Source organism: Polynucleobacter sp. VK25 (assembly GCF_018687355.1).
GTDB lineage: Bacteria > Pseudomonadota > Gammaproteobacteria > Burkholderiales > Burkholderiaceae > Polynucleobacter.
The window spans coordinates 252,616-279,103 of sequence record NZ_CP061288.1; the positions used below are offsets into that span (position 1 = coordinate 252,616).

Sequence of the window (26,488 nt, forward strand, 5' to 3'; positions counted from 1 at the left end):
GCTTAAGCAACTGAAAGTTCAGGAAATTCTGATGGATGCATCAATAGACGCAATTACCAATAATATTCAGCTGGCTTTGGCCCCTGTATTTTTATTGACTGCTGTAGCAACTTTAATTAATGCAATTTCAGGGCGCTTAGCTCGTTCAGTCGATCGTATGCGCGCAATTCGACATGCCATTACTCGAGGCGAAGTAAAGGATGCGGCATTACTGGAGCATATGAATAAAGAGGCTGATGAAGCCCAAATTCGTGGCCGTCTCTGCACTGCTGCCATCTTTTTTGATGTTCTCAGTGGCGTATTTATTTCATTGACAGTGCTGGAATTATTTTTCTTTCAGGCTGGCGCTGTTCGCTCATTGCAAACTACCTATGTCATCTGGACTTTTGTGCTGGGCCTAGTTTTCTTTATGACATCCTTATCTATCGTATTAACCGAAGTTGTCTATGCCTATCGATCTGCAGGATGGAATACCCCAAAGTAGATGAATGGCCTATTTAATTCCAAATCACTTTTTATAAAAGATTAACTATGAACAAAATCCTCATCACTGGTGGCGCAGGCTTTTTGGGTTCTCATCTCACCGAGAAGCTCCTCAAAGAGGGTAATGATGTCTTGGTAGTGGATAACTATTTCACAGGCACTAAAGAGAACTTGGCGCATTTATTGCCTAATTCTCGCTTGGAGCTAATGCGTCACGATGTGACCTTTCCGCTCTATGTAGAAACCAATCAAATCTATAACTTGGCATGCCCAGCATCGCCAGTACATTACCAATACGACCCAGTACAAACCACCAAGACCAGTGTGCATGGTGCTATTAATATGCTGGGCTTAGCCAAAAGAACCCGGGCGCGGATCTTGCAAGCCTCTACTAGTGAAGTCTATGGTGACCCAGAAGTGCATCCTCAGCCAGAAGAATATTGGGGCAAGGTGAATCCAATTGGTATTCGCTCTTGCTACGATGAAGGCAAGCGCTGCGCTGAAACCCTCTTTTTTGATTACAACCGCCAACACAATCTAGATATCAAGGTAGTGCGTATCTTTAATACCTATGGTCCTCGCATGCATCCCAATGACGGCCGTGTAGTGAGCAACTTCATAGTGCAGGCCCTTAAGGGTGAAGACATCACAATGTACGGTGATGGTCAGCAAACCAGAAGCTTTTGCTATGTGGATGACTTAATCGATGCCATGGTCAAAATGATGAACTCAGAACAAGGCTTTACTGGTCCTGTGAATATTGGAAATCCAGGTGAGTTCACTATGCTGCAGTTGGCTGAAACGATTCTGAAGTTATCAAGCAGTAAATCAAAGATTATTTACCAGCCATTACCATCCGATGATCCAAAGCAGCGTCAACCGAATATTGAATTAGCTAAAGCCAAACTCGGTTGGCAACCTAAAGTTAACCTTGAGGATGGTCTTAAAGAGACGATTGCTTACTTCAAGAAGGTTGTGGGGTAATGCGTGGGTAATTTGGGCAATGTAGGCAATGAAAGCAATGAAGATAGCGGTCCAAAACACTTTGATCGCATCCGATCCTTTGTCTTAAGGGCTGGTAGAACCACCGCTGGCCAACAGCGGGCAATGGATGAGTTGGGCCCACAGTTTTTACTTTCGTTTAAAGATGCACCCCTCAATTTGGTAGAAGCTTTTGGCGGATCCACGAAACCCAAGATTTTAGAAATTGGCTTCGGCATGGGTGAGACCACCGCTAAGATTGCCGCCCTTCGAGCGGAAGATGATTTTTTGGGTATTGAGGTGCACCTGCCCGGAGTAGGCGCTTTACTCAAACTCATTGGTGAGAATCAGTTAAGCAATTTGCGAGTGATTCGTCACGATGCAGTTGAGGTACTTGAGAAAATGATTGCTCCCAATAGTCTTGATGGCATTCATATCTACTTTGCAGATCCATGGCATAAAAAGCGCCACCACAAGCGTCGTTTAATTCAGGCAGAGTTTGTTCGCCTCCTCGTTTCCAGGCTAAAACCGGGTGCTTATTTGCATTTGGCTACGGATTGGCATAACTATGCAGAGCAAATGCTCTTGGTATTAAATGCAGAACCCACTTTGCAAAATACCTCGAGTAACTTGGTGAAGATTGAAACTTTTGATGGTTCAGATGTCGCCAAGCCTGATGAAATACCCAATGAATTTAAGCCAACACTAGAGCAATTAAATGCTCAGCATACTGGGTATGTCGACAGACCTGCTTATCGCCCTGTAACAAAGTTTGAAAACCGCGGCATCAAACTAGGCCACGGTGTTTGGGATCTGGTTTATCAGAAAAAATAACCCAGGCTTACAAGCCTACACAGACGTATTTCATTTCCAGGTATTCATCCATACCGTAGACGCTGCCTTCGCGACCTAAGCCGGATTGCTTGATGCCGCCAAAAGGCGCCACTTCGTTAGAGATGAGCCCGGTATTAACACCCACCATTCCGTATTCAAGGGCTTCGGCTACTTTCCAAACGCGACCAATATCACGGCTGTAGAAGTAAGAAGCTAAACCAAATTGACTATTGTTCGCTAACTTGATTACTTCATCGTCGCTCTCAAAAGGAATAATCGGTGCGATGGGACCAAAAGTCTCCTCGTAGGTAATGAGCATTTGGCTATTTACATTGGCCAGGATAGTCGGCTCATAAAAGTTCTTGCCTTCAATAGCTTGCTTGCCACCAGTAACGAGTTTTGCACCTTTGCTGAGGGCATCTGCTACATGCTTCTCCACTTTTTTAAGTGCTGCGGTCTCAATCAATGGTCCTTGAGTGATGCCAGCATCCATGCCGTTTCCTACTTTAATAACGGAGAGAGCCTTAGCAAACTTTTCAACAAATACATCATGCACATTTTTGTGGACATAAAAGCGATTTGCACAAACGCATGTTTGACCAGAATTTCTAAACTTAGAAGACATGGCGCCAATGACCGCCGCATCGATATCAGCATCTTCAAAGACGATAAATGGGGCATGTCCACCTAACTCGAGAGCGAGTTTCTTAACCGTAGGCGCACACTGTTCCATGAGAATGCGACCCACTTCAGTTGAGCCTGTGAAGGATAGGTGTCGTACTGTGGGTGAGGAGCAAAGTGTTTTACCAATCACAATCGATTGATCGGCGTCGGCGGTCACAATATTAATCACTCCGTCCGGAATACCAGCGCGCTTGGCAAGTTCAGCAAGGGCTAAGGCGGATAGCGGTGTCAGTTCAGCAGGTTTAATCACAATGGTGCAACCTGCTGCTAGCGCTGGGGCTATCTTGCGCGTAATCATCGCAATCGGAAAGTTCCATGGAGTAATTGCTACGCAGACACCAATTGCTTGCTTTAGCACCATCATGCGCTTGTCACCCCAAGTGGTACCTAGGATTGAGCCCTCTACGCGCTTCGCTTCTTCAGCGAACCACTCTACAAAGGAGGCGCCATAAACCACTTCGCCAGCTGCTTCAGCTAAAGGCTTGCCTTGCTCAAGTGTCATGAGCTTTGCAAGATCCTGCGTATTTTCAATAATGAGGTCAAACCACTTGCGCATAATTTGCGCACGCTCTTTAGCTAATTTACTCCGCCATGCAGGTAATGCATTCTCGGCAGCAGCGATTGCAAGCACCACATCTTTAACTTCAAGATTGGCTACGGCTGCAATGATGTCATCAGTGGCTGGGTTAGAAACCGTAAAGGTATTTTTAGAGCCAACCCATTTACCGTTTATAAAAGCCTCTTCTCTAAAAAGACTTGAATCTTCTAATTGGCTGCGAATATCGACTTTTTGCATGATGTCTGACCTTAGTAAAGATGTAGATTATTTTATCCTGCTATAAACAAAATTGCCCCCAAGCTTTTGGGGCTTGGGGGCAGAGATTCTGGGTTGTTTCTAGGGTGCTTGTTCTAGCTTGCTTGAGTTTCGGCTGTTCTTAACTTCTGGGCTAATAGATCTAGTACGCCATTCACATATTTGTGGCCATCAGTGCCGCCAAACGTTTTGGCTAACTCAACTGCTTCATTGATCGCTACTTTGTAAGGTACCGAAAGGTCTGCGGCCAGTTCATAAGCGCCAATGAGCAATGCTGCATGCTCCACTGGAGAAAGTTCATTAATCGGGCGATCTAATGCCGGTGTGATGATTGCTTCTAATTCATCCGTTTTAGCGAGCACGCCATCAAATATTCCTTGAAAGAGATCAAGTTGGCAGCGACGAAACGCTGGGTCTTCAGCAAGCTGTTTGGCAATGTTAGCACCATTGGGGATACTGCCTGCACGACGCATCACTAGGCTTTGATAAACACCCTGAAGAGCGTACTCACGCGCACGACGACGAGGCGTAAGTGAGCGCTTTGGAGCTGGCTTTGCTTCCTTGGCATCTTGAGGATTGAGTGGGTTCTGGTTAGATGTAGACATGCGAATTATTCTTCTTCACTCGAGTTAATTTCGATATCAATATCGGGAGTTAACGCTAAGGCTAAATTTGCCATCTCCACTACTGCTTGAGCACATTCTGCGCCTTTTATCTGAACACGAGCAAGGGCTTGTTCATCGGTGTCGCAAGTGAGCACCCCATTAGCGATTGGTAAGCCAGAGTCAATAGAGATGCGCGTGATGCCAGAAGCAGATTCATTGGAGACTAACTCAAAGTGATAGGTCTCACCACGAATGACTGCTCCCAAAGCAACTAGGCCATCAAACTCGCCAGTCTCTACCAGTTTTTGCAAAGCAAATGGAATTTCCAGAGCGCCAGGAACCGTTACTAACTTGATGTCTGCTTGCGATACGCCAAGTGAAATGAGTTCATTGATGCAAGCATTTGTTAAGGCAACACAATGGTCCTCATTAAAGCGGGCTTGTACAACGCCAATGCGTAGATCTTGACCATTTAAATCGGCCTCTAGTACGCCTACAAAATCATTGGTGGAGTTTGTCATGATGCTTTTCTAAATTGAAGGTGTGAATGGGGTATAACCTGTAACTTCGAGCTTGTAACCAGATAGACTAGGAACAGGGCTAGGGTTGGCAAGCAAGCGCATTTTGCCGACACCAATATCTTTGAGGATTTGAGCGCCGATACCGTAGCTTCTAAAATCCGTTTTTCTGGCCAAAGGTTTTTGCTCGGCATCGTGAGACTGGTTTAATTTTTGAAACTGCGCAAGCCAATCGCTATCTCTAGGCGCTGCAATGCCAGATGCATTTAACAATACAGCTACGCCAGCGGGTGCGGCAGCAATCTGTTGAAGCGCCTGGGCTAGTGGCCAGGAGTGGGTGCTGACATTGGAGTCTAGAAAATCTAAAACAGTCACAGGCTCATGAACGCGTACTAAGGTTTCTTGCGCCTCAGAAGGTTTGCCATTCACCAATGCAATGTGTATGCATGAGCTTGGAGTATCGCGATAAATGATTCCCTGGAATTTTCCCCATGGCGTGACAAATTCTCTTGCACCTTCGCGAACCACGATGCTTTCATGTTGGCTGCGATATTGAATGAGATCAGCAATGCTACCGATCTTTAGTTGATGTTCTTTGGCAAACTCCAGCAAGTCTGGAAGACGAGCCATGCTGCCATCGTCTTTCATGATTTCACAAATCACGGAAGTGGGGGAGCATCCGGCCATTGCTGCTAAGTCGCATCCAGCTTCAGTATGTCCTGAGCGAATCAATACGCCACCAGGCTGAGCCATCAATGGAAAAATATGACCAGGCTGAACTAAATCACTAGGCTTAGCATTTGGTGCGACCGCCGTTTTAATTGTGAGCGCACGATCTGCCGCTGAAATACCGGTAGTGACACCTGTCGCAGCTTCAATCGATACTGTGAAATTAGTTCCCATGGAGGTACCGTTATCTCTGACCATTAACGGTAGGTTGAGTTGTTGGCAGCGCTCACGAGTGAGGGTTAGGCAAATCAAACCACGACCATATTTGGCCATGAAATTAACCGCTTCTGCAGTCACATGATCTGCGGCCAACACTAAATCCCCTTCGTTTTCACGATCTTCTTCGTCGACAAGGATCACCATTTTGCCGGCACGGATGTCGGCAATGATTTCTTCGGTGGAGGCTAGGGTATTTGGCATAGCCCTCTATTTTAAGCGCAGGACCTACTTGTCGTTCGGTCCTACCGCAATTTCCCGTCTTTCTGACGGTAAGACCCTTGGACGGGAGTTTCGGTTTGGAGGCCTACCTTTGAAAATAGGCGATGCCCCCTAAAAAGCGCCTCAATGCAAGACTCTACCGTCACGGCTGCCGGGGATTCATTTTGCTGGAGGTTTTAGTGGCTATGAGCATGATTTTGGGGGTCTGGATGGCATCGGTGGGTGCTTATCAGCGCCTAGCCTTAAATCTGAATCAACAAGAAAGCAAAAGATCGCAACTCAGAAAGGACTCTGATGTTTTTGAAACGCAAGAGCAAAGCAGGACTCATTTCAAATTACCTAGCCCAACCGTAATCCATGAGCCTGCTCGAATGTCTAGTCGGGATCGCTCTGTGCGCACTACTACTCAATCCATTATTAAGAACAAGCGCTGATTTGGTCATTCAGCAAATGGAGTATGAAAAATCACAGGCGCTTATTTCAGAGGCAGAGCGCGCTTTTGAACTCATTGGCCGAGCGATTCGCATAGCGGGTTATCGCAATATTCAATCTGTAGCCAGCGCAAACCAAAAGCCTAGGCAGAAAACAAGTGCGATTTCATTCCTTGAGGTAAATAAAAAATCTGGATTTCGTGGATCAGATGCATTGACGATTCGTCACGAATTGTCTGATGGTGTCGATTTTGATTGCATTGGCAATGGACTTTCTAAAGAACGCACTAAAAATAATTTAGCTATGCAGGGCTTCTTGGTGGATCGTCAGGCGGGAGTGCCAAAGGGGCAAAGAGTCAACGGAGGTTCGTTGATATGTCAATCGCTTGATCGCCAAGGGCGCATTCAAAACACCACCTTAATGAATGGAGTCAATACTTTATTAATTGAGGAGCTCAATCCCACCCAAGCTCAGTCCAATGGGGGTCAAAGGCTCTTCAAAATAACACTGCAGATGACCGACGGAGCCAAGATCAGCTTAGATCTGGAGCGAACATTTGCGACGAGGAATCTCTTGTGATTTTGGCTTGGGTAATTTCACTACTCTTGCTTTGCTCTTCTCTGGTAGTTCATTTAGAGCGGTTGAATGCACTGCGCATGACAGAAATAAAAACAATAGAGCAAGCGCAAAAATATTTCTTTAATGCTGAAAAAGCAGTATTAGAGTGCGAGCAAAATATCACCCACCTTGCAGACTTAAATGAGAATGCTTGTTTTATTCAGTCAGCGGGTAAACATCGTTGGTTAATTTCGAGCAAAGAAAAGCCGGCGATTCAGATTGGGGTTGTCATTGATGAAAAGACGGGCGCTGCAACCCGTATTAATTGGCGACAAGTCTTTGAATAAGTTAATACTGGATTCGCAACCTGGATTCAGCCTTCTTGAGTTGATGGCTGTAGTTTTAATCATTGCAATTGCTGCCATGATGACGATGCCCCTATTGCAAGAGCAAATTGCAGCTCGAGAAATCGAGACCATTGCCAGAAGATTTATTTCCCATGCCCACTTTGCTCGTCAGCAAGCCCTGCATTTGGGTCGGCCCGTGCACCTCGTTCCCATCACTGATGATCGATGGGAGGCAGGATGGGTGGTTCAAGGCGCTTGTATTGGAAAACTCGTGAAAGTGGGGTGTATTGGGAAGGCTTGGTTCTCGCAGGCAAGTATTGACCCTATCTACTTTAAGGGCGGAGGCAAGCAATTCATTGACCCTAATTCAGGGAAAAAAGGCATTTTGTTTAATGCGGCTGGCGCGGCAAAAACAGCTCAAGGCGGGTTTGTCGCGAATCGATTGATCCTGGGTCACCAAAGGGCCCCTAACTTGGAGCGCCAAATGATTTTGGGTAGCGGAGGGCGTTGGCGGATCTGCGATCCTGCTAGAGATGCAAAGCGCTGCCATTGAATGGTTTAATAGACCCCATGTACACCGTAGTTGACCACCAGTTTATGAGCGAGGCCATTGCCGAGGCTCAAAAAGCACTTTACTTATCAAACCCCAATCCAAGAGTGGGTTGTGTGATCGTTAAAGATGGTCAAGTCATTGGTCGCGGATTTACCCAGAAGGTAGGCAGCGCTCATGCTGAAGTACAGGCGCTAGCTAATGCAAAAGCACTTGGAAATGATCCCGCTGGTTCAACTATCTATGTCACTCTAGAGCCATGCAGCCATACCGGTAGAACGCCTCCTTGCGCAGATGCCTTGATGAATGCCAAGCCAGCCAAAGTGATCGTGGCCATGTCAGATCCTAATCCCCTTGTATCGGGTAAGGGTCTAGAAAAGTTAAGGACCGCCGGTATTGAGGTGCAGTGCGGTTTGTTGGAGTCAGAAGCACAAGCACTAAATCGTGGATTTATTTCAAGAATGACGCGAGGTTTGCCATGGGTGCGAATGAAGATCGCCGCAAGTCTAGATGGCAAGACTGCCTTGCCTGATGGCCGCAGTCAATGGATCACTGGACCTCTAGCAAGAGCGGATGGTCATCACTGGCGTGCTCAGGCCTGTGCGATTGTTACTGGCGTAGGCACTGTGAAGGAAGATGATCCTACTCTGAATGTGCGCGATGTTCATACTGAGCGTCAGCCTTGGCGCATCATCGTGGATTCCAAATTAGAGACACCAGTCTCCGCAAAGATCTTGAATCAACTTGATCACTCAGCCGTCATCATTGTGTGTGCAAGCCTAGATAGTACGGACATGCAACAAAAAGCTAAGGCATTTACTGAGCGCGGCATTGAAGTCATCGCTATGGCCAACCCATTTGGCAAAGTAGATCTTCCCAAGCTATTTGCGTATCTAGCCACAGAGCGTGAGATGAATGAGATTCATATAGAGGCGGGCTTCAAGCTCAATGGTTCTTTGCTTAGAGAACATTGTGTGGATGAGTTATTGCTCTATTACGCCCCATTCTTGATGGGTGAAGGTATTGGTATGGCTAATATTTCACCACTAAATTCTTTGGATAGCAGGCAAGATTGGCAAGTCATCGATCACAGCCTGTTTGGCCCCGATCTTCGTATGCGTTTAATTAAAAAATAATTAAGAACTAAAATTACACTTATGTTTACTGGAATCATTACTGCTGTTGGTCAAATTAAGAGCGCCCAAGCGAAGGGTGATGGTTTGCACTTGCTTGTTGAGGTGCCAGAGGGCTATTTAGATGATGTTGCTTTGGGTGACAGTATTGCGATTCAGGGCGCTTGCATGACAGCCACTCAACTAACCAATCATTCTTTCGCTTTAGACATCTCTCGGGAGTCTCTGAATAAAACGGTTGGCCTGGATAAGGTGGGTCCGGTTAATTTAGAGAAGGCCATGCGCTTAAATGATCGCTTAGGCGGACATTTAGTGAGTGGGCACGTCGATGGTGTTGGTAAAGTTGCGCACTTTTCTCAAGTGGCTAATGATGCTTATGGCTCTTGGTTACTTCGCATTAAAGCGCCTAAAGAATTGGCGCAATACCTTGCTTACAAAGGCTCTATCGTTGTGAATGGGGTATCGCTTACAGTTAATTTAACTGAAGACACAGCAAATACCTGCATCATTGATATCAACATCATTCCCCATACTCTAGAAAACACTACGCTAGGCAACTTAAAGCAAGGTGACGCAGTGAATCTTGAAGTGGATTTAATTGCGCGCTATGTGGCGCGGATGCTTAGTAAAAGCAGTTGATGTGAACTTATGAAGAAAATAGATTCAATTAAAGATGAGCTTGAGTATCGAGCCGCGCTGATTGAGGCATCTACTTTTTTTGAAAATGAGCCCATACTTGGTAGCCAAGAAGCGTTTAGATTTGAGTCGCTGCTGAATTCAATAGAGGCTTACGAATCAAAAAATTATGCAATTGATCCGCCGAATTCAGGTCGGATAACTCAATAAATAAAAAGTCTCATTTATTTTTCTGATAGCGAGTGGGATCACTCACATTAGCTTGTAGAAACCCTGCTTGTCTTAAACGACAAGACTCGCATTCACCACAGGCTTCACCTAAATCATTTGCTTGATAGCAAGAGACTGTTTGTGAGTAGTCCACACCCATGGTGTTACCTAGTTGAATAATTTCGGCTTTAGTGAGGCTAATGATGGGTGCGTGTACCCGAAAGCGATTCGCATCATTGATAGCCTCAACGCCTGCTTTAGTCGCTAGATTGGCCATGTGCTCAAAAGAGGCTACATACTCTGGGCGGCAATCAGGGTAGCCAGAGTAATCCACCGCATTAGCGCCGTAGAAAACATCAAGACCACCTAAAGACTCGGACCAGCCTAAAGCAAGTGATAGAAAGATCGTATTGCGTGCTGGCACGTAAGTAACCGGAATCTCCTGATCTTTGCCTGGCGTGATGGGAACTGCAATAGAAGAATCGGTTAAAGCAGAGCCACCAAAACGAGTGAGATCTAAATTCACCACCTCATGGCGGGCAACGCCTATTTGTTTAGCGATATGTTTTGCAGCAGCAAGTTCAGAGGAGTGTCTTTGACCATAGCCTACAGATAACGCATAAGGCGTATATCCTAGATCTTTAGCAAGCGCTAGAACGGTAGTAGAGTCTAGGCCGCCAGAAAACAGAATGACTGCTGGAGCGCCCGCTTTACGGGGCGCCAGAGATTCGAATGCAGCAGACAGCTTAGACATAATGAATGATTACTTCGTACCGGCTATGAGTTGCTGTGCATCTTTGGCAGCGTCGGTATCTGGATATTTAGCGATGATTTCACTAAATGTTTTTTTGGCTGCTGCCTTGTTACCACTTTCTAATTGAGCGTTTCCTAGGGTGACCATTGCTGCAGGAATACGCGGATGGCTTGGGTAGCGCTTAATTAAACTTTGCAGTTGACTGATGGCACCGGAATATTCTTTATTCGCATACTTGCTATTACCGCTCCAGTAGAGGGCAAGTGGTAAGTAAGGACTTTTTGGATACTTTGCCGTGAATGCAGTAAAGCTATCGTCAGCTTTTTTTAGGTTACCCGTTTGAAAAGCTTTCAATGCATCGTCGTAAGCTTTTTTCTCGCCTGGTTGTACTGTGCCAGAGACGCCTTCAATCGTGATAGTGCGTGGCTCAAAATTACCCAAGCGATTATCGAGATCTTGGTAGTAAGTCTTTTGACTGGTGCTGATGTCTTCGCCTTGCTTCTCAAGCTCTTCAACTTTGCCGCGCAGCTCTGCGTTCTCAGTTTTAAGCTTATCAATTTGACCTTGAAGCTCAAGCTGGGTAGTGGCTAAGGACTTACGTAGATCCAAAATCGCTTTGCGCGCCTCATCGTCGGAGAAGAGGGCCCAAGCGCTATTCGATGCACCTAGGCAAATGAGGGCGGCACTTAAACAAAACGCTCGTGAGAGCGTTTGTTTTACTGAGTATGAAAGCATCTTCATTTAGTTGGTGATGTAAACGATATCAGCACGGCGATTTTCCGCCCAGGCTGCTTCAGTGTCACCTTCTGCTTTTGGTTTTTCTTTACCAAAACTGACTGCTTCCATTTGGTCATCAGAAACGCCCATTAAGTTCAGTGATTTACGCACAGCATCAGAACGACGTTGACCAAGTGCCAAGTTGTATTCTGCTGTGCCGCGTTCATCAGTATTGCCTTGAATGATGATCTTTTGTTTTGGATTGGCTTTTAAGTAGCTTGCATGTGCAGACAACATTTTTTGATATTTAGTCTGAACGGTGTATTCGTCAAAGCCAAAGTAAACGCTCTTGTCAAAGAGTGGGCTGCTTGGATCATTCCATGGCTGTGAACCAAACTTGCCACTACCGCTACCGCTGCCATTGGCGCCATCGGTATCATCTAGTTTGACGCTTGAGCATGCCGCCATGAGTAATGCGGTTGCACCGATGATGGCGAATGTCGCTGCGCGACGTGCGATAGAAATCTTCATGATTTTTCCTTTTTCCTACAAGCTGAATAACAAATTAAATACTTAAGTCGCCCTAAGTGGGCTAATACTTAATATTATGCCCCTAAGAACATTAAAAGTGACTATTTCACACCCTAAAAAGGGGTTTAAGAGTGCTTGAGGTGTTTTGGAGTTAGTCCATGAATGGACCCCAGGACGGCTGACGAACGTCAGATCCTGGGATGCTCAATACCTGTTTGGAGTTACCGTCTACAGAAACGGCAGCAAGTACCCGTTTGCCACCAACCTTGGTCGAGTACAGAACGTAGCGCCCATTGGCGGCAAAGGAAGGGGATTCATCGCTAGTGCCGTCGGTGAGTGCCTGAGCATCACCCGTAGCCAAATTCAGAATGTAGAGACGATAGGCGCCGCCAATATTCGCGATGTAGGCCAAATACTTTCCATCGGGTGAGATGCGTGGAGATGTCACGAATCCTTGCTTGAAGGTCACGCGCTTAACCCCTTCAACTTGCTCGCCATCAGCACTCATGCGATAGATTTGTGGATTGCCACCGCGATCGCTAGTGAAATAGATATAACGACCATCAGCAGAATATTGTGGTTCAGTATCAATGGTGTTGCCGCGTGTTAAGCGATGCAAGCCAGTTCCATCTGCATTGATGCCATAGATCTGCGTATTGCCATCTTTGGATAAGGAGATGGCGAGTTTCTTGCCATCAGGTGACCATGCTGGCGCACTGTTATTTCCCTTTTGGTTGGAAAGAGAAATACGACGTCCAGTAGCCAGCTCGTGAACATAAATCACTGGCTTGCGATCTTCAAAAGATACGTAAGCTACTTTTTTGCCATCGGGTGACCATGATGGAGAGATGATTGGCTCACCACTATTCATAGCATTACGAATATTTTGACCGTCTGCATCAGAGATCACGAGGCGATAGCGCTTGCCATCCTTGATGACATAGGAGAGGCGGGTAGAGAACACGCCGCGCTCACCGAGTAATTTGAAGATGATGTCATCAGCAATCTTATGAGCGGCTGCACGTAAGTTGTCGGCGCTGGAATTGAGATTCAAGCCACCCAGACTTTGGGATTTACGAACATCAAACAACTTGTAGTGAATATCAAATTGATTATTGCCAGTTTGTACAACAGAGCCCACTACCAATGCATCAGCACCCCGTGCCGCCCAGGATTTGTAGTTGGGCGTACCTTCATCACTCTCAACAGCATTACCGTTCTCGGTATTTTTAAAGTAACCGCTGCGAGCTAAGTCTTGACGAATGATTTCGGTAACGCTGGTTGGCAATTTGTTTTCATCTTTAAACCGCATGACTGCGATTGGGTAGAGCGATTGACCTACACCAGTGATTTCAATATTCATCTGCGCTAACGCAGGTGTTGCCGTACTTATAAGGAGCGTCATGCACAAAGTAATAACGACTAAGCCAACAGAATTCAGCTGTGATGTCAGTTTCTGTATCTGTCTTTTCGCTATTTGCAACATGCATTAATCCTTGGGTTTAAAAGTCAGTTTTACTTCGCGCTGTGGAATTTTGCCATTGTCGTCTTTTGGAAGACTCTCTGCACGCGTTAAGGCTAACAATACCGCACGATCCCAGCCAGCGTTACCGCTAGAAGATTGAATGCTGGTGCTCAAGATAGCCCCATCTGGCGCAAGACTAACCAAAATCACGGCTGCTGGATTGCCGCTCACAGACTCTGGGTTAAAGACTATTAAAGGTTTTACTTTTTTAATGACTTTATCGGTCCAGCCCGGAGGAGCATTGCCACCACCACCAACACCACTACCAACGGTACCGCCGCTACCACCCTCGGCACCAGCTGCTGCACGTAAACGCGCTAATTGATCTGCGCGCGCTTTTTCTGCGGCGGCATTTGCTTTAGTTTCGGCAGGGGATAGCGCCTTAGGTGCTTCAGTTTTTTTCGGAGGCTCTTTTTCTTTAACCTTCTCTTTTGGTGGGGGAGGTTTTACTTCTTTTGGTTTTTCTTTGATTACTTCTTTCTTGGGAGGCTCTTTTTCTACCTTCTTTTTCTTGATGGCAATGTCGGCAGCTTCTTCTTTCACTTCGGTTTTGAGTTCAGGTTCAGGTGGTGTCTGAACTTGCGGTGAAGAATCCCAGAGCTCTACTTCAACACCCGATGAAGTGCTGTTGTTCCAGCTAATGCCGATCATTAAAAATGCAAGCAATCCCAAATGCGCAATGAGCGAAAATGTAAATGCACGTTTAGTGCTCTCTGACTTGGTATGTCGACCTCGCTTAAATGGCGAGAAAGAAGATTGAAAAGTGGGTGCGCTATTCATAAGCAGCTAAATCAAGCCTCTGAGCCTTATTGGGTCTTGACCGCAAGGCCAACGCGCTTCACGCCATTCTCTTTGAGTTTGGACATGACTTCCATCACTGTTTCATATTTAATGGATTTATCAGCCGCAATCACAATCGGTTGATCGGCAGATTTTTCTGCTTGTGATCTAGCAAAAGCGCCGAGCTCAAATTTATTGAGTGTTTGTGTTGGGTCACCATCTTTTCGTACGATGACATTTTCATTAGCATCGATTGTTAAAAAGACAGGTGGCAATGATTGGACTTTCGCGCCACCAACAGTTGGCAAATTGACGACGCCTGGATTTACCATTGGTGCAGTGACCATGAAGATCACGAGCAGTACCAACATCACGTCGATGTATGGAACGACGTTAATGTCAGACATTGCCCGACGTTTGTTTTTACGTAATGAAGAGCCAGCCATAATTTTCTTATCGGTTCAATCAGCGTCCAGCAGTTTGACGCTGCAAGATATTGGTGAACTCTTCAATAAATGTTTCAAAGCGAATGGAGAGGCGATCGACATCGGTAGCCGCGCGGTTGTATGCAACCACTGCTGGAATCGCAGCAAACAAACCAATCGCTGTCGCAATCAACGCTTCTGCAATACCAGGAGCTACCGCAGAAAGCGTCGCGTTTTGTACATTAGCCAAACCACGGAAGGAGTGCATGATCCCCCAAACAGTGCCAAAGAGGCCGATATAAGGGGAGACTGAGCCAACGGATGCCAAGAAAGGCAGATTGGCCTCTAAGAGGTCCATTTCGCGCTGGTAGGTCGCTTTCATGGCGCGGCGGGCTGCGTCAATCTCACGGCCCTTAGTGAACTCCTGCATCCCAGCCTCGAAGATATGCTCTAGGACGGCATCGCTGCGGGTATTGCGCTGGGCAGCCTCCAGGAGGGTGTTTAGGTCTCCACCGGCCCAAAAGTCGCGCTCAAAACGCTCGGTATCTTGGCGAACCCCACGTAAAACAGCCGTTTTCTTGAAAATAATGGTCCAAGAGGCCACGGACATGCTTAGTAATAACAACATTACTAACTGTACTAATAGGCTGGCATTGAGGACTAGGGAGAGGAATGAGAGGTCTTGTGTAGAGGTCATGGTGGATTTTGTATGATGTAGGTTGATTTTACTAAGTTAATGAACTTAGCAATCTAACTTTTTCAGGATTATTGCCATGTTTGATCGTCAGAATACTTTAGCCAAAACCGACCCCCAATTATGGGAAGCCATTCAGAACGAAAATAAGCGTCAAGAAGACCATATTGAGCTGATTGCTTCTGAGAACTATGCCTCGCCAGCAGTAATGCAGGCACAGGGCTCTCAGCTAACCAATAAGTATGCTGAAGGCTATCCTGGCAAGCGTTATTACGGCGGCTGTGAGTTTGTGGACGTTGCTGAACAATTGGCGATTGATCGTGTAAAAGCGCTTTATGGTGCTGAAGCTGCTAACGTCCAGCCTCATTGCGGCGCATCTGCTAACCAAGCGGTATTTCTAGCATTCTTAAAGCCAGGCGATACCTTCATGGGTATGAGTCTTGCAGAAGGTGGTCACTTAACTCATGGTATGGCTTTGAATATGAGTGGTAAGTGGTTCAATCCTATTTCCTATGGCCTCGATAAAAACGAAGCGATTGACTACGAGCAAATGGAGCGTTTGGCGCGTGAGCACAAACCGAAATTGATTATTGCTGGCGCATCTGCCTACTCTCTCGTTATTGATTGGGAGCGTATTGGTAAGTTGGCAAAAGAAGTGGGTGCGATTTTTATGGTGGACATGGCGCATTACTCTGGTTTGATTGCTGCTGGTGTTTATCCAAATCCAGTACCTCATGCAGACATCGTTACCTCTACTACGCATAAGAGTTTGCGTGGCCCGCGTGGCGGCATCATCTTGATGAAGGCTGAGCACGAGAAAGCAATTAACTCTGCAGTCTTCCCAGGCTTACAGGGCGGCCCTCTCATGCATGTGATTGCTGCTAAGGCAGTGGCATTTAAAGAGGCGGCAGAGCCAGGATTTAAAGACTATCAAAAGCAAGTGATTGCGAATGCAAAAGCGCTTGCTGAGACTTTAATTGCCCGTGGCTTGCGGATTGTTTCTGGCGGTACAGATTCTCACGTGATGTTGGTAGATTTGCGTGCCAAGAAGATGACTGGTAAAGAGGCAGAGCGTGTATTGGGTGAAGCGCATATCACTTGCAACAAAAACGGTATTCCAAACGATCCAGAAAAACCAATGGTGACTAGCGGTATTCGTTTGGGTTCACCTGCGATGACCACTCGTGGATTTAAAGAAGCAGAAGCAAGACAAGTAGGTAACTTTATTGCCGATGTTTTGGATAATCCAAATGATGCAGAGAATATCGCTAAGGTACGCGCTCAAGTTTCAGAGTTAACAAAGCGTTTTCCTGTATACGGTTAATCAGGCGAAAGACTACTTTGCGCTGCCCTTTTTGCCATAACGACGATACCCAGGTCTTAGATACCCGGGTATCGGATGAGGGCGATACCATTCGCCGTCGTCGCCGTTGTGCTAAATGCAACAAGCGCTTTACAACCTACGAGCGCGTTGAATTGGCTCTGCCAGCTATTGTTAAGAAAAACGGTAGCCGCGTTGAGTACAGTCATGACAAATTGGCCAGCTCAATCAAACTTGCTTTACGTAAACGTCCGGTTTCTTCTGACTCTGTTGATGAATCCATTGCGCGGATTGAGGAAAAGTTGCTCAGTCTTGGCGAAAAAGAAATCCCAAGTGAGCGTGTTGGTGAATTAGTGATGCGTGAGCTCAAGCGCCTGGATAAGGTTGCTTACATTCGCTTTGCTTCTGTCTATAGGAGTTTTGCGGATATTGAATCTTTTGAGAGCGCCCTCAAAGAGCTGAAGTAAATAACTTAGCCTCTGTTCCGAGGTTGCCACTATTTTTAAAAAGACTATTTCATGTGCGGGGTTGTTTGTTATATACTGTAACCAATTGATTACAATTTGGGGATGTATGACATTAGAACAACCCCAGAATTTGACGTATGGTTAACCGGCATTCGTGAGGCCTCAACTCGACAGCGATTGGTTGCAAGATTGCGTAAAGCGACCTTAGGAAATTTTGGTGATATCAGTCCTATATCAGCAGGCATCTGGGAGATGCGGGAGCACTTCGGTTCTGGCTGGCGCATGTACTACATACAACGAGGTAAGCTGATTGTGCTGATGTTGGGCGGAGGCATTAAGTCCACGCAAACTGCGGACATAAAAGCAGTCAAAAAGCTGCTGCAAACATTGGAGGTTTAAATGAAGAGAAAAATAAAAATAAAAGATTTGTCTAAATTTGATGCCGTGGATTATCTAAAGACTGAAAAAGATATAGCCGCCTACTTATCAGCTGTATTAGAGGATGGGGATCCTGCATTATTTGTGGCGGCAATAGGCGATATTGCGAGAGCTAAAGGTATGACTGAGATTGCTAAAAAGAGTGGGGTTACTCGTGAGTCCCTCTATAGAGCTCTGAAAGTTGAAGCTAGACCAAGATTTGAGACTGTGACCAGGGTAATCCAAGCGCTTGGAATGAAGCTGAGCGTTCAAGCATAAATACGATTAGATTGATTTCGCTTTCTCAGCGCACATCATCTTAATAACGCCGTCGATATCAGTCGGCTTGTTCCAGCCTAAAACTTGAATTGCTTTTTCTGGGTTACCTACGCTGGTAACGATCTCATTTGGACGGAAGAAGCTAGGCTCAATTTCAACAAATTTTTGCCAATCTAAATCAAAGTATTCAAATGATTTGGCAACAAAATATTTCAATGACTCTTGTCTGCCAGTGGCGATTACAAAGTCATCCGGTTTATCCAACTGCATCATGAGCCACATTGCTTCAACATACTCTGGTGCCCAACCCCAGTCCCTAGAAATATCTAGATTACCGAGTTGTAATTTATCCAGTTGACCAGCTTTAATCTTGGCTGCGCCCGCAATAATCTTTTGAGTTACAAAGCGTTCTGGGCGTAGCGGAGATTCGTGGTTAAAGAGAATGCCAGTGCAGGCATACAGGCCATAAGATTCGCGATAGCTATTGATGAGCCATTTGGCGGTGGACTTAGCCACTGCATATGGGCTGCGGGGTGCAAAGGGGGTGTGCTCATTTGCCGGAGTATTGCCAGTATCGCCAAAACATTCGCTTGATCCAGCGTTATAAAAGCGGACTGGCTTGCTGAGTAGGCGAATCACTTCCAAAATATTGAGGGTACCAATGGCGATACTCTCGATTGCTTCAACTGGTTGATCAAACGAAAGCCCTACAGATGTCTGACCAGCAAGGTTGTAGATTTCATCTGGGTCTGCAATTTGAATGGCATTAAATACACTTCTGAAGTCATTAATCGATACCGAGATCAATTTCACTTGAGAATGAATGCCTAAGGTTTTGAGATTATTGAAGGACGAGGCCATCACATCGCGTGATGAACCTGTCACTTCATAACCTTTTGACAGTAGATGTCTTGCTAGGTAAGCGCCATCTTGACCGGTAATACCGATAATGAGTGCTTTTTTGGCTGCCAATTGATCGAGCTTAATTTAGGACTGCAAAAATAGAGGCAGTGATATCGTCAACGTTACCAGTGCCGCTGACTTTGCGATAGGCTGGCGCCTTCACTTTGTCTGCAGTATTTGCTTGAGCGGCCCAGGAAGAGTAATACTCAACCAATGGACGGGTTTGATCGTCATAAACCTGTAAACGCTTGCGTACAGTTTCTTCTTTGTCGTCATCACGCTGAATCAATGGATCGCCAGTCACATCATCTTTACCCTCAACCTTTGGTGGGTTGTATTTGACGTGATAAGTGCGGCCTGAAGCTGGGTGAACGCGGCGACCACCCATGCGATCGATGATGGCATCAAATGGCACATCGATTTCTAAAACGTAATCAATAGGTACGCCCGCATCTTTCATTGCTTGCGCTTGGGGAATGGTTCTTGGGAAACCATCAAATAAGTAACCTTTGCTGCAATCTGGTTGGGTGAGGCGATCCTTTACGAGGCCAATGATGATGTCGTCAGACACAAGGCCACCAGCATCCATAATTTTTTTGGCAGCAATGCCCAGTTCAGTTCCGGCTTTCACAGCAGCGCGCAACATATCGCCCGTGGAAATTTGTGGAATAGCGAACTTTTCGCAAATAAACTGAGCTTGTGTGCCTTTTCCAGCACCTGGTGCACCGAGCAGAATCAACCGCATTGTTTTCCCCTTAGAAGAGCTGTCATTGTCCCGTATTTTGTTGGGTACATGAATGCCTAGTGCCTAGGATTATCCCCGAGATGGGCTCCTAGGGTGTTGTGAAACTACTTTTTTTAAGAATTACCTAGTATTTGTCTGATGCGCTCAAGGTCCTCGGGTGTGTCTACCCCGGCTGGAGGGGCCTCTGGAGCAATATGTACGGCAATTCGGTAACCATTCCAGAGGGCTCTTAATTGCTCAAGGGCTTCTGCTTGTTCGGGAGGCGCTGGCTCTAGGCGACTATAGGCTTGCAAAAAGTCCGCTCGGTATGCGTAGATACCAAGGTGACGCAAATGTACGCTTGTATCTTGCGCTTTTGCATCTCTTACAAATGGAATGGGCGCTCTTGAAAAATAGAGGGCCTCACCAGATCGATTGAGAACCACTTTCACAACATTGGGGTTGGTGATTTCTGCAACATTAGTAATGGGTACGGCAACTGTAGAGATGGCGCATTGTGGATTCTCTGCCAAAGTGCTGGCTACCTGATTAATGAGTTCTGGAGGGATGAGTGGTTCATCACCCTGGACATTGACGATCAGTGCGTCATTGGGGAGTTTTAATAATTGCGCAACTTCAGCGAGACGGTCAGTGCCGGTTGGATGCTCTGCGCTAGTTAGCAAACACTCGATGCGATGTTCATCGCAAACCGCTTGAATTTCTGGTGAGTCAGTAGCCACTACGACGCTATGCGCGAGTGATTGCTTTGCGCGCTCAGCAACCCGAATCACCATAGGCTTACCACCGATATCCGCTAATGGTTTACGAGGCAAGCGAGTCGATCCCAGTCTCGCTGGAATGACTACCAAAAAATCCAGGGGTTTAGAGGTGGCATTCATTCAGATTGGAAAGTGTTGGCAAGCGAAAGATTAAGCGATTTCATCGGCGCTAAGGCTACGGGCCTCATCCACCAACATCACTGGCACATCATCACGAATGGGGTAAGCCAAGCGATCTGCTTTGCAAATAAGTTCATGTTTATTGGAATCTAAATGCAATTGGCTTTTACACAATGGGCAAACCAAAATCTCGAGCAGTCTTTTATCCATGATTTCTTTGCAGTGGTCTAAATGAAGTTTAAATAAATGAGAACACAGTGTAGTGCTATGTGCGCCAAACCTACAAGGTGTAACGGTAGGGATCTGGTCTTTGCAGGATGGATTGCAGCCATTCAGCCAAAGTATCAGGGAGGGTAAGCGTCATTGGTACCACCCAAATACGCTCGTCAGTAATTGCTGCGCATTTGACGGCATCTTTCTCGGTAATCAGGATGCATTGCGCATTAATCTTGGAAAAGAACTCAGTGGTATAGCTTGCATGATCCGGCAAAGGAATAGTTTTGCCAGCAACCCCTTGTTTCAGTAGATCATCAAAAAACCGCTGGGGATTGCCTAGAGCGGCAACAGCGGTGATCTTATTTGGTAAGTAACTATCTGTAATTTGAGTAAGGGTCTGTGTGTTCTCTGGATGAATTAATTGATACGCATTGCCCAAATGACTTTGGAGTAAGAATGCGCGACGACCTAAAAAATATTCATCCTGAGGGCCAAACTTCGATTCACTATTTTTGGCTTTGCCAGTAAAGAGGGTGGCATCACGCTCTCGTGTGGCGGATTCACGTAAGGGGCCCGCAGGTAGTAGAAAGCGATTGCCTTCACCACGTCCATCACGCACTACAAATTCAATATCACGACCACCTTCACGTGCGGGCCAGCGAGCTAAACCCGTGTGCTGTAAACCGTCATCACTAATAATGACGTTGACATTGGGGTCATGCCTCAGCAAGGCCTGAATACTTTTCTGGCGTTTTGGAAAAACCCAAATCGGAAATTGATCTTGCGTACGTTTTGCAATTAAGACGGGTTCATCACCAACCAGCGCAGGATCAGAATCGCTGCGTACCTGTAAGGGTGTTGTTTGTGAAGAAGTGCTGGAACTTCCATACCCCCGACTAATAATTCCGGGTCTCCAGCCGAGTTGACTGAGGCGTTCGGCTAGTGCAATCACGATTGGTGTCTTGCCGGTGCCGCCAACACGAATATTGCCCACAATAATGACAGGCACTGGCGCTGGGCGATGTTTGATAAGGCCAGTCTCTTGTATCAGTTTGCGTAAACGCAAGACGGTGCCATAAAGCCAAGAAAGCGGCCATAGCAATATGCTAGTAGGACCACGTCTTTCCCAGAACTTTGGGGCTTTACGGAAAAAAGAAAATGACATTCAGTGGCTTTTGTATTGGGAAATTATTTCTTGGCTTGGGTATTAAATTGACTACTAAACACAATATTAGAAAGATTAGCGTCGCGAGCGGCCTCTAGCGCGCTCATGACGGCTTGGTGGGGCGCGCGTGCATCTGCATCAATATTCACCTGTAGATTGCCTGCAGATTCTTTCTTGTTATCGGTTTGTCCACTCACTTGCATGAGAGCGCTACTCAGCTGTGATTTATCAGTGACTTTTCCATTAATCGCAAATCGACCATCGCGACTCACAGCAATATGAATTTGTTTCGCTTCAGCTTGGCTTTCGCCACCATTAGCGGTTGGCAGCGTAATAGCTAATTCTTGATAACGTGTGAAGGTGGTAGAGATCATTAAAAAGATCAGCACCACCAAGAGGACATCAATAAAGGGTATGAGGTTAATTTCTGGCTCTACAGATGCAGCAGCACCTCCAAGAGAAAATCTTCTCTTCGATTGTGAGTGCGTTTCTAGCCAACTCATTTAGCAGAATCAGTGGGGTATAGTTTTTTAAATAATTGGCGAGTAAATTCTTCGCACTCGCGTTGACGCTGATTAGCCATTGCGCGCAAACCTCGCCATGCAGCCAGCGCAGGGATTGCAATCAGCAAACCAAATGCAGTGTTGTATAGCGCTACTGAAATGCCGTGTGCCAATTGCTGCGGATTGCCTGCTGCACCATTGATAGCACCTTGACTACCAAAGATTTCAATCATGCCCACTACAGTGCCGAATAAGCCGAGTAAGGGAGCTACTGTTGCGATTGTGGCCAAAGCACCTAAATAACGATCAAACTTTTGCCAGGTTGTCTGCGCGCTCGCTTGCAATTCTTCGAGGGCTACATCAGGACCGCTACCTGCCAATTTTTCTTTTAGAGCGCAGGCCAACAGGGGGCTAGCAGGCGAAAGATTGGCCAACTCTTGAATTTGTAGCTCAGAAACCGTCGATTGATCTCTAACTAACTGATTTGTCAGGGAAAAGACGCTTTCTAGGCAATTTTTAGGAAAAATATAGATTTTTCGCAAATACCAGCTGCGCTCCAGGACGATCGCCAGGCCAATAATGGAGATGATTAATAAGGGCCAAATAGGCCAACCGGCGGATAGTAAGATGGAGTACATAAGCTCAGTACTTTAGCTGAATTAAAAAGCCCTTTTGGGAAAGCAAGCCTGTGGATAAGTCTGTGCACAACTTTCCTGGTATTTTGCTGTAAGTCCTTGATTGATGGTAGCTTGCCTAATAAATGGACTACGTGAGGCCATGGGGGTTGGATTAATTCAGTATATAAATCAACGGGTTGAATTATTGGTGTTGGATTTATGAGACGTTTTGGGTCAGTAATTACTTACTTATGCGGATTAGACCAAGAGCGCATAAGCTTCTGTGGATATTTATTGCCTGCTAAGTCAGGTGGCGCCGTAATCAAAGAGAAAAAATGTCGGAAATATCAAGAGAAATTCTAAGTGTTGGCGATTTAAACCGCGCCATTGCTGCTTCTTTAGAGGACCGTTTCGATACGGTCTGGGTTAGCGGGGAGATTTCCAATTTCAAGGCCTATGACAGCGGCCATTGGTACTTCTCGTTAAAGGATGAAGAGGGCCAAATTCGTTGTGTCATGTTCCGCGGTCGCAATGGCCAGGTGGGATTTATGCCGCAATCAGGAGATTTGGTTGAGGTTAGCGCCAGTTTAGGCATGTACGTTCCGCGCGGCGATATTCAACTCACTATTCAGACTTTGCGTCGTGCAGGGATGGGTGGTTTGTATGAGGCCTTCTTAAAGCTCAAAGCTAAATTAGCTAAAGAGGGTTTATTTGATGAAGAGCGCAAACGGGATATACCTAGTCATCCAAGATCGATTGGCATCATCACTTCACCACAAGCAGCTGCGCTGAAAGATGTATTAAGCACGCTTGCAAGAAGAGCGCCGCATATACCGATTGTAATTTACCCAACGCTGGTTCAAGGTCCCGATGCACCCGCTGGAATTATTAAGGCATTGAAAGCGGCGGAAAAAGAAAAAGCAGTCGATGTGATTTTGCTGGTGCGTGGTGGCGGCAGCATAGAAGACCTGTGGGCATTTAATGATGAGCAATTAGCCTATGCAATTGCCGACTCATCCATTCCGGTAGTGAGTGGTGTTGGACATGAAACCGATTTCACGATTGCCGACTTTGTTGCTGACTTACGTGCGACGACTCCGACTGGTGCAGCAGAGTTGGCTGCGCCACGCAGAGATCAAATGTTGCAAGAATTAGATGCCATCATGCAGGCACTCTTGCAGCGTATCAATCAGCGGGTGGAACGTGAAGCGCAAACCTTGGACCAATTGGCATTGCGATTAAGTCACGCCCTGCCCAATCCGGATCGGATGCGCGAACAAATTACTGGCTGGCAGCAACGTCTGAATCAAGCTTGGTCTGTCCGCATGGAGAATTGGAAGCGCAATCAATCGCATTATCAATCTCAGTTAGAAATGCTTAATCCGCAAAGAACGCTTGAACGTGGGTATGCAGTTGTTTTGAATGCGGGTAAAGATGAATTACATGCTGTCAGAAAGCCATCTGAATTAAGTACAAGCAATAAGTATCAAATACGCCTAGCTGAAGGTCAGGCAGATGTAGTATTTTCAGAAGTTACTTCAGAAATAAGCCAGATTGAAAATAAATAATATGTATCGAGTGCTCATAAAACTGATTTCAGTGTTATGTGTATCTACCTGTATTGCAATGCTTTCAGGCTGTCCGAGTAGTGGATCTGGTAATAGCTCAGTGATTAATGGTGTAGTCAGTACGGGTGGAGGTTCAACACCGATTGCAATTAGTGGCGCCGCTGTGACGGTCTATCAAGTGCAGTCCGGTATACCTTCAGTTGTTGCGCAAGCCACTTCAGATGGTGCAGGTAATTTTTCGGTAAAGGTACCCAGCAATACCGCTAACACTGCTAGCAATCCTATTACTTACTATGCGGTAGCCCACCAAATCTCCCAGTATTGAGCTCATGGCGAGCCTAGGAACGGGCCCTTTAACGGCGGTACGTATTAATGAGCTCACTACAGTTGCATCAGCTTATGCTTTTGCGCAATTGTTTCGGAGTGATTACTCGATTGCTGGCAGTGCGCTGCCTTTGAGTATTGCTGCGGGGATGGCTGAGAATTTAGTTGCCGCGCAATCTGGTTCAGCATCTACCGTGATTCAAACATCACCGAACGGATATGAAACTAATACTTGGAGTGCCCTTGGCACATTGGCCAATGTCTTAGCTGGATGCACCCAAGGGATAGCAAATGCGTGTACTAATTTATTTGCTCTGACGCCTACTGCAAGTGGAGTGACACCAACGACAACTTTGCAAGCGATCGTGAATATCGCTTTAAATCCGGCAGTCAATGTCGCTGCGATTTATAACTTAGGTAGTGTTGTTACTAGCTATGCGCCAGCACTCACAGCAACTCAAGGACCGAATTCAGCATCGGTACTGCAAAAGCTCGATGCTTGGACTATGGCAGTCAAAGTGAATAACACCGGCAGTAGCAGTTGCCCATTCGGAGGCCCTGCTAATGTGGCGTTTGATGCTAATGGATATGCGTGGATCAATAACAATGTCATTCAAGGAACACCAAATTCTACAAATTGCTTAGTGGTTCTGAAACCAAACGGACAAGCCGCGAATGGCATTGCTAATGGATATACTGCGACCCCCACGTCACCTATCACTGGGGGCGGTATCTTAGGATCAGGTTTTGGAGTGGCGATAGATAAGCTTGGATATATCTGGTCAGGCAGTTTTGGCTGGGGAAATAATGTACCAAGCAGCTGAGCGGTAGCAAAACTATCCGCACTTGGTGCTCCTATTTCTCCTGCTGCTGGTTACACCGCCGGTTTATTGCGCGTGCAAGGAACTGCAGTGGATCAATCTAATAATGTTTGGATGGCCAGCTACGGAAATAATGCAGTAGTGGTTTATCCAAATCAAACCAATACCCCCATTAGTTATGCTGATGCTAATACAGAGCCCTTTGGTATGGCAATCACTAGCGATGGATATGCGTGGGTTACTTATACGGGTTCAGACACTGTATCTAAATTACGCTACAGCAGTGGTGTCGTTTCTAAATTATTTACAGTCACACTGCCGACCGGTAGCAACCCTAAAGGGGTGGCTGTAGACTCCTTGGGTAATGCATGGGTTGCAGCAGGCGCCACCTCTACTGTGTATGCGATTAACTCCAGCGGCACAATTGTGGGAACGTATACAGGGCAGGGTATTAATGGCCCATGGGGCATTTCATTGGACGCTAATCAAAATGTTTGGGTGGCGAATTTTGGAACCACCTCAGCAAGCGCGCGATATAGCGTCGTGCAACTTTGTGGCGCGACATCAAATTGCCCTACAGGTGTAGCGATGGGCGCGGCAATTACCCCTAGCGCTGGCTACACTCTTCCATCTGCTGGTAGTCAGGTGCTATTGAGCTCTGGTCAGCCTTTGTATGGAACGGGCGCGCCTGCTTCTTGTTTACCTTTAATGCGCTTAACTTCTGTGAACGCAGATATGGCGGGTAATGTTTGGGCTGCAAACAATTGGAAGCCGTCTGGCTTGAATGACATCCTCTTAAATCCAGGTGGTGATGGTATGGTCATTTTTGTGGGAGTTGCTGCGCCAACTAAAGCACCAAGCCTAGGGCCTGCACAGTCGCCCTAAG

The 26,488-nt window shown here is 46.3% G+C and carries 36 protein-coding genes; 18 read left to right on the plus strand and 18 right to left on the minus strand.

Translation table 11 applies throughout. The features are described 5' to 3' along the window. The first annotated feature begins 31 nt into the window (after window positions 1-31). From AOC21_RS01345 to trmB, 3 genes are read left to right on the plus strand one after another with little or no spacing between them, the layout of a single operon-like run. Complete coding sequence (locus tag AOC21_RS01345) at window positions 32-484, plus strand: DUF2721 domain-containing protein (protein WP_215392030.1); 453 nt, start codon at window positions 32-34, stop codon at window positions 482-484. 47 nt (window positions 485-531) lie between these two features. Then, the gene (locus AOC21_RS01350; protein WP_215392031.1) at window positions 532-1,467 is read left to right on the plus strand and encodes a UDP-glucuronic acid decarboxylase family protein; all 936 of its coding nucleotides are present in this window, start codon (window positions 532-534) and stop codon (window positions 1,465-1,467) included. Window positions 1,468-1,470: 3 nt separating this feature from the next. Beyond that, a complete protein-coding gene (trmB, locus tag AOC21_RS01355; RefSeq protein ID WP_215392033.1) occupies window positions 1,471-2,298 on the plus strand; it encodes a tRNA (guanosine(46)-N7)-methyltransferase TrmB in 828 nt (275 codons plus the stop codon). Between the two features lie 7 nt (window positions 2,299-2,305). Here the strand turns inward: trmB and AOC21_RS01360 are convergent, their stop codons facing one another. The 4 genes from AOC21_RS01360 to ribBA all read right to left on the minus strand — a co-directional run bounded on the left by AOC21_RS01360 (window position 2,306) and on the right by ribBA (window position 6,068). Beyond that, a complete protein-coding gene (locus AOC21_RS01360) occupies window positions 2,306-3,778 on the minus strand; it encodes an NAD-dependent succinate-semialdehyde dehydrogenase (RefSeq protein WP_215392034.1) in 1,473 nt (490 codons plus the stop codon). Between the two features lie 113 nt (window positions 3,779-3,891). Next, complete coding sequence (nusB, locus tag AOC21_RS01365; protein ID WP_215392036.1) at window positions 3,892-4,401, minus strand: transcription antitermination factor NusB; 510 nt, start codon at window positions 4,399-4,401, stop codon at window positions 3,892-3,894. A 5-nt stretch (window positions 4,402-4,406) separates the two neighbouring features. Beyond that, the gene (ribH, locus tag AOC21_RS01370) at window positions 4,407-4,922 is read right to left on the minus strand and encodes a 6,7-dimethyl-8-ribityllumazine synthase (RefSeq protein WP_215392037.1); all 516 of its coding nucleotides are present in this window, start codon (window positions 4,920-4,922) and stop codon (window positions 4,407-4,409) included. Window positions 4,923-4,931: 9 nt separating this feature from the next. Continuing rightward, entirely contained in the window at window positions 4,932-6,068 is a 1,137-nt protein-coding gene (ribBA, locus tag AOC21_RS01375) for a bifunctional 3,4-dihydroxy-2-butanone-4-phosphate synthase/GTP cyclohydrolase II (RefSeq protein ID WP_215392039.1), read from the minus strand. A gap of 122 nt (window positions 6,069-6,190) precedes the next feature. Here ribBA and AOC21_RS01380 point away from each other — a divergent pair, with 122 nt between their 5' ends. The 7 genes from AOC21_RS01380 to AOC21_RS01410 all read left to right on the plus strand — a co-directional run bounded on the left by AOC21_RS01380 (window position 6,191) and on the right by AOC21_RS01410 (window position 9,952). Further along, window positions 6,191-6,520, plus strand: coding sequence for a prepilin-type N-terminal cleavage/methylation domain-containing protein (locus AOC21_RS01380; protein ID WP_215392041.1), 330 nt, complete (start codon window positions 6,191-6,193; stop codon window positions 6,518-6,520). A 1-nt stretch (window position 6,521) separates the two neighbouring features. Continuing rightward, the gene (locus AOC21_RS01385) at window positions 6,522-7,097 is read left to right on the plus strand and encodes a hypothetical protein (RefSeq protein ID WP_215392042.1); all 576 of its coding nucleotides are present in this window, start codon (window positions 6,522-6,524) and stop codon (window positions 7,095-7,097) included. 77 nt (window positions 7,098-7,174) lie between these two features. Continuing rightward, window positions 7,175-7,423, plus strand: coding sequence for a hypothetical protein (locus AOC21_RS01390; RefSeq protein WP_251371533.1), 249 nt, complete (start codon window positions 7,175-7,177; stop codon window positions 7,421-7,423). After that, window positions 7,371-7,976, plus strand: a complete 606-nt coding sequence (locus AOC21_RS01395) for a GspH/FimT family pseudopilin (protein ID WP_215392044.1) — start codon at window positions 7,371-7,373, stop codon at window positions 7,974-7,976. The genes AOC21_RS01390 and AOC21_RS01395 overlap by 53 nt, the downstream gene beginning before the upstream one ends. Before the next feature lie 17 nt (window positions 7,977-7,993). Next, complete coding sequence (gene ribD, locus AOC21_RS01400) at window positions 7,994-9,109, plus strand: bifunctional diaminohydroxyphosphoribosylaminopyrimidine deaminase/5-amino-6-(5-phosphoribosylamino)uracil reductase RibD (protein ID WP_215392045.1); 1,116 nt, start codon at window positions 7,994-7,996, stop codon at window positions 9,107-9,109. A 21-nt stretch (window positions 9,110-9,130) separates the two neighbouring features. Further along, a complete protein-coding gene (locus AOC21_RS01405; RefSeq protein ID WP_215392046.1) occupies window positions 9,131-9,745 on the plus strand; it encodes a riboflavin synthase in 615 nt (204 codons plus the stop codon). 9 nt (window positions 9,746-9,754) lie between these two features. Further along, on the plus strand, window positions 9,755-9,952 hold the full coding sequence (locus AOC21_RS01410; RefSeq protein ID WP_215392047.1) for a hypothetical protein: 198 nt from the start codon (window positions 9,755-9,757) through the stop codon (window positions 9,950-9,952). A 10-nt stretch (window positions 9,953-9,962) separates the two neighbouring features. Here AOC21_RS01410 and queC read toward each other — a convergent pair whose 3' ends face one another. From queC to tolQ, 7 genes are all read right to left on the minus strand, one after another. Further along, window positions 9,963-10,706, minus strand: coding sequence for a 7-cyano-7-deazaguanine synthase QueC (gene queC, locus AOC21_RS01415; protein WP_215392048.1), 744 nt, complete (start codon window positions 10,704-10,706; stop codon window positions 9,963-9,965). Between the two features lie 9 nt (window positions 10,707-10,715). Next, on the minus strand, window positions 10,716-11,447 hold the full coding sequence (ybgF, locus tag AOC21_RS01420; RefSeq protein ID WP_215392049.1) for a tol-pal system protein YbgF: 732 nt from the start codon (window positions 11,445-11,447) through the stop codon (window positions 10,716-10,718). Continuing rightward, the gene (gene pal, locus AOC21_RS01425; RefSeq protein WP_215392050.1) at window positions 11,448-11,954 is read right to left on the minus strand and encodes a peptidoglycan-associated lipoprotein Pal; all 507 of its coding nucleotides are present in this window, start codon (window positions 11,952-11,954) and stop codon (window positions 11,448-11,450) included. A gap of 151 nt (window positions 11,955-12,105) precedes the next feature. Beyond that, complete coding sequence (gene tolB / locus AOC21_RS01430) at window positions 12,106-13,359, minus strand: Tol-Pal system beta propeller repeat protein TolB (RefSeq protein WP_215392707.1); 1,254 nt, start codon at window positions 13,357-13,359, stop codon at window positions 12,106-12,108. A gap of 84 nt (window positions 13,360-13,443) precedes the next feature. After that, the gene (tolA, locus tag AOC21_RS01435; RefSeq protein WP_215392051.1) at window positions 13,444-14,259 is read right to left on the minus strand and encodes a cell envelope integrity protein TolA; all 816 of its coding nucleotides are present in this window, start codon (window positions 14,257-14,259) and stop codon (window positions 13,444-13,446) included. A gap of 26 nt (window positions 14,260-14,285) precedes the next feature. Next, a complete protein-coding gene (gene tolR, locus AOC21_RS01440; RefSeq protein ID WP_072583297.1) occupies window positions 14,286-14,705 on the minus strand; it encodes a protein TolR in 420 nt (139 codons plus the stop codon). A 19-nt stretch (window positions 14,706-14,724) separates the two neighbouring features. Then, window positions 14,725-15,381: a protein TolQ gene (tolQ, locus tag AOC21_RS01445; protein WP_215392052.1), complete on the minus strand. Its 657-nt coding sequence runs from the start codon at window positions 15,379-15,381 to the stop codon at window positions 14,725-14,727. A gap of 76 nt (window positions 15,382-15,457) precedes the next feature. Between tolQ and glyA the strand changes: the two genes are divergently transcribed. The 4 genes from glyA (at window position 15,458) to AOC21_RS01465 (ending at window position 17,862) form a co-directional block, all read left to right on the plus strand. Next, window positions 15,458-16,702, plus strand: coding sequence for a serine hydroxymethyltransferase (gene glyA, locus AOC21_RS01450; protein WP_215392053.1), 1,245 nt, complete (start codon window positions 15,458-15,460; stop codon window positions 16,700-16,702). 17 nt (window positions 16,703-16,719) lie between these two features. After that, entirely contained in the window at window positions 16,720-17,166 is a 447-nt protein-coding gene (gene nrdR / locus AOC21_RS01455) for a transcriptional regulator NrdR (protein WP_215392054.1), read from the plus strand. Window positions 17,167-17,268: 102 nt separating this feature from the next. Beyond that, window positions 17,269-17,565 (plus strand): type II toxin-antitoxin system RelE/ParE family toxin, encoded by a 297-nt coding sequence (locus AOC21_RS01460; RefSeq protein ID WP_215392055.1) that lies wholly within the window; start codon window positions 17,269-17,271, stop codon window positions 17,563-17,565. Further along, a complete protein-coding gene (locus tag AOC21_RS01465; protein WP_215392056.1) occupies window positions 17,566-17,862 on the plus strand; it encodes an addiction module antidote protein in 297 nt (98 codons plus the stop codon). A gap of 6 nt (window positions 17,863-17,868) precedes the next feature. Here AOC21_RS01465 and AOC21_RS01470 read toward each other — a convergent pair whose 3' ends face one another. From AOC21_RS01470 to AOC21_RS01500, 7 genes are all read right to left on the minus strand, one after another. Next, the gene (locus tag AOC21_RS01470) at window positions 17,869-18,834 is read right to left on the minus strand and encodes a GDP-mannose 4,6-dehydratase (RefSeq protein WP_215392057.1); all 966 of its coding nucleotides are present in this window, start codon (window positions 18,832-18,834) and stop codon (window positions 17,869-17,871) included. A 10-nt stretch (window positions 18,835-18,844) separates the two neighbouring features. Beyond that, the gene (adk, locus tag AOC21_RS01475) at window positions 18,845-19,510 is read right to left on the minus strand and encodes an adenylate kinase (protein WP_215392058.1); all 666 of its coding nucleotides are present in this window, start codon (window positions 19,508-19,510) and stop codon (window positions 18,845-18,847) included. A 113-nt stretch (window positions 19,511-19,623) separates the two neighbouring features. Beyond that, window positions 19,624-20,388 (minus strand): 3-deoxy-manno-octulosonate cytidylyltransferase, encoded by a 765-nt coding sequence (gene kdsB, locus AOC21_RS01480; protein ID WP_215392059.1) that lies wholly within the window; start codon window positions 20,386-20,388, stop codon window positions 19,624-19,626. A gap of 30 nt (window positions 20,389-20,418) precedes the next feature. Then, entirely contained in the window at window positions 20,419-20,598 is a 180-nt protein-coding gene (locus AOC21_RS01485; RefSeq protein WP_215392060.1) for a Trm112 family protein, read from the minus strand. A gap of 70 nt (window positions 20,599-20,668) precedes the next feature. Further along, the gene (lpxK, locus tag AOC21_RS01490; RefSeq protein ID WP_215392061.1) at window positions 20,669-21,769 is read right to left on the minus strand and encodes a tetraacyldisaccharide 4'-kinase; all 1,101 of its coding nucleotides are present in this window, start codon (window positions 21,767-21,769) and stop codon (window positions 20,669-20,671) included. A gap of 23 nt (window positions 21,770-21,792) precedes the next feature. After that, complete coding sequence (locus AOC21_RS01495; RefSeq protein WP_215392062.1) at window positions 21,793-22,272, minus strand: biopolymer transporter ExbD; 480 nt, start codon at window positions 22,270-22,272, stop codon at window positions 21,793-21,795. Then, window positions 22,269-22,910: a MotA/TolQ/ExbB proton channel family protein gene (locus AOC21_RS01500; protein ID WP_215392063.1), complete on the minus strand. Its 642-nt coding sequence runs from the start codon at window positions 22,908-22,910 to the stop codon at window positions 22,269-22,271. The genes AOC21_RS01495 and AOC21_RS01500 overlap by 4 nt, the downstream gene beginning before the upstream one ends. Before the next feature lie 314 nt (window positions 22,911-23,224). Between AOC21_RS01500 and xseA the strand changes: the two genes are divergently transcribed. The 4 genes from xseA (at window position 23,225) to AOC21_RS01520 (ending at window position 26,487) form a co-directional block, all read left to right on the plus strand. Beyond that, window positions 23,225-24,457 (plus strand): exodeoxyribonuclease VII large subunit, encoded by a 1,233-nt coding sequence (gene xseA / locus AOC21_RS01505; protein ID WP_215392064.1) that lies wholly within the window; start codon window positions 23,225-23,227, stop codon window positions 24,455-24,457. Between the two features lies 1 nt (window position 24,458). Then, entirely contained in the window at window positions 24,459-24,782 is a 324-nt protein-coding gene (locus AOC21_RS01510) for a hypothetical protein (RefSeq protein ID WP_215392065.1), read from the plus strand. Between the two features lie 4 nt (window positions 24,783-24,786). Next, a complete protein-coding gene (locus AOC21_RS01515) occupies window positions 24,787-25,605 on the plus strand; it encodes a hypothetical protein (RefSeq protein WP_215392066.1) in 819 nt (272 codons plus the stop codon). Between the two features lie 87 nt (window positions 25,606-25,692). After that, on the plus strand, window positions 25,693-26,487 hold the full coding sequence (locus AOC21_RS01520; RefSeq protein WP_215392067.1) for a hypothetical protein: 795 nt from the start codon (window positions 25,693-25,695) through the stop codon (window positions 26,485-26,487). The last annotated feature ends 1 nt before the right edge of the window (window position 26,488 follow it).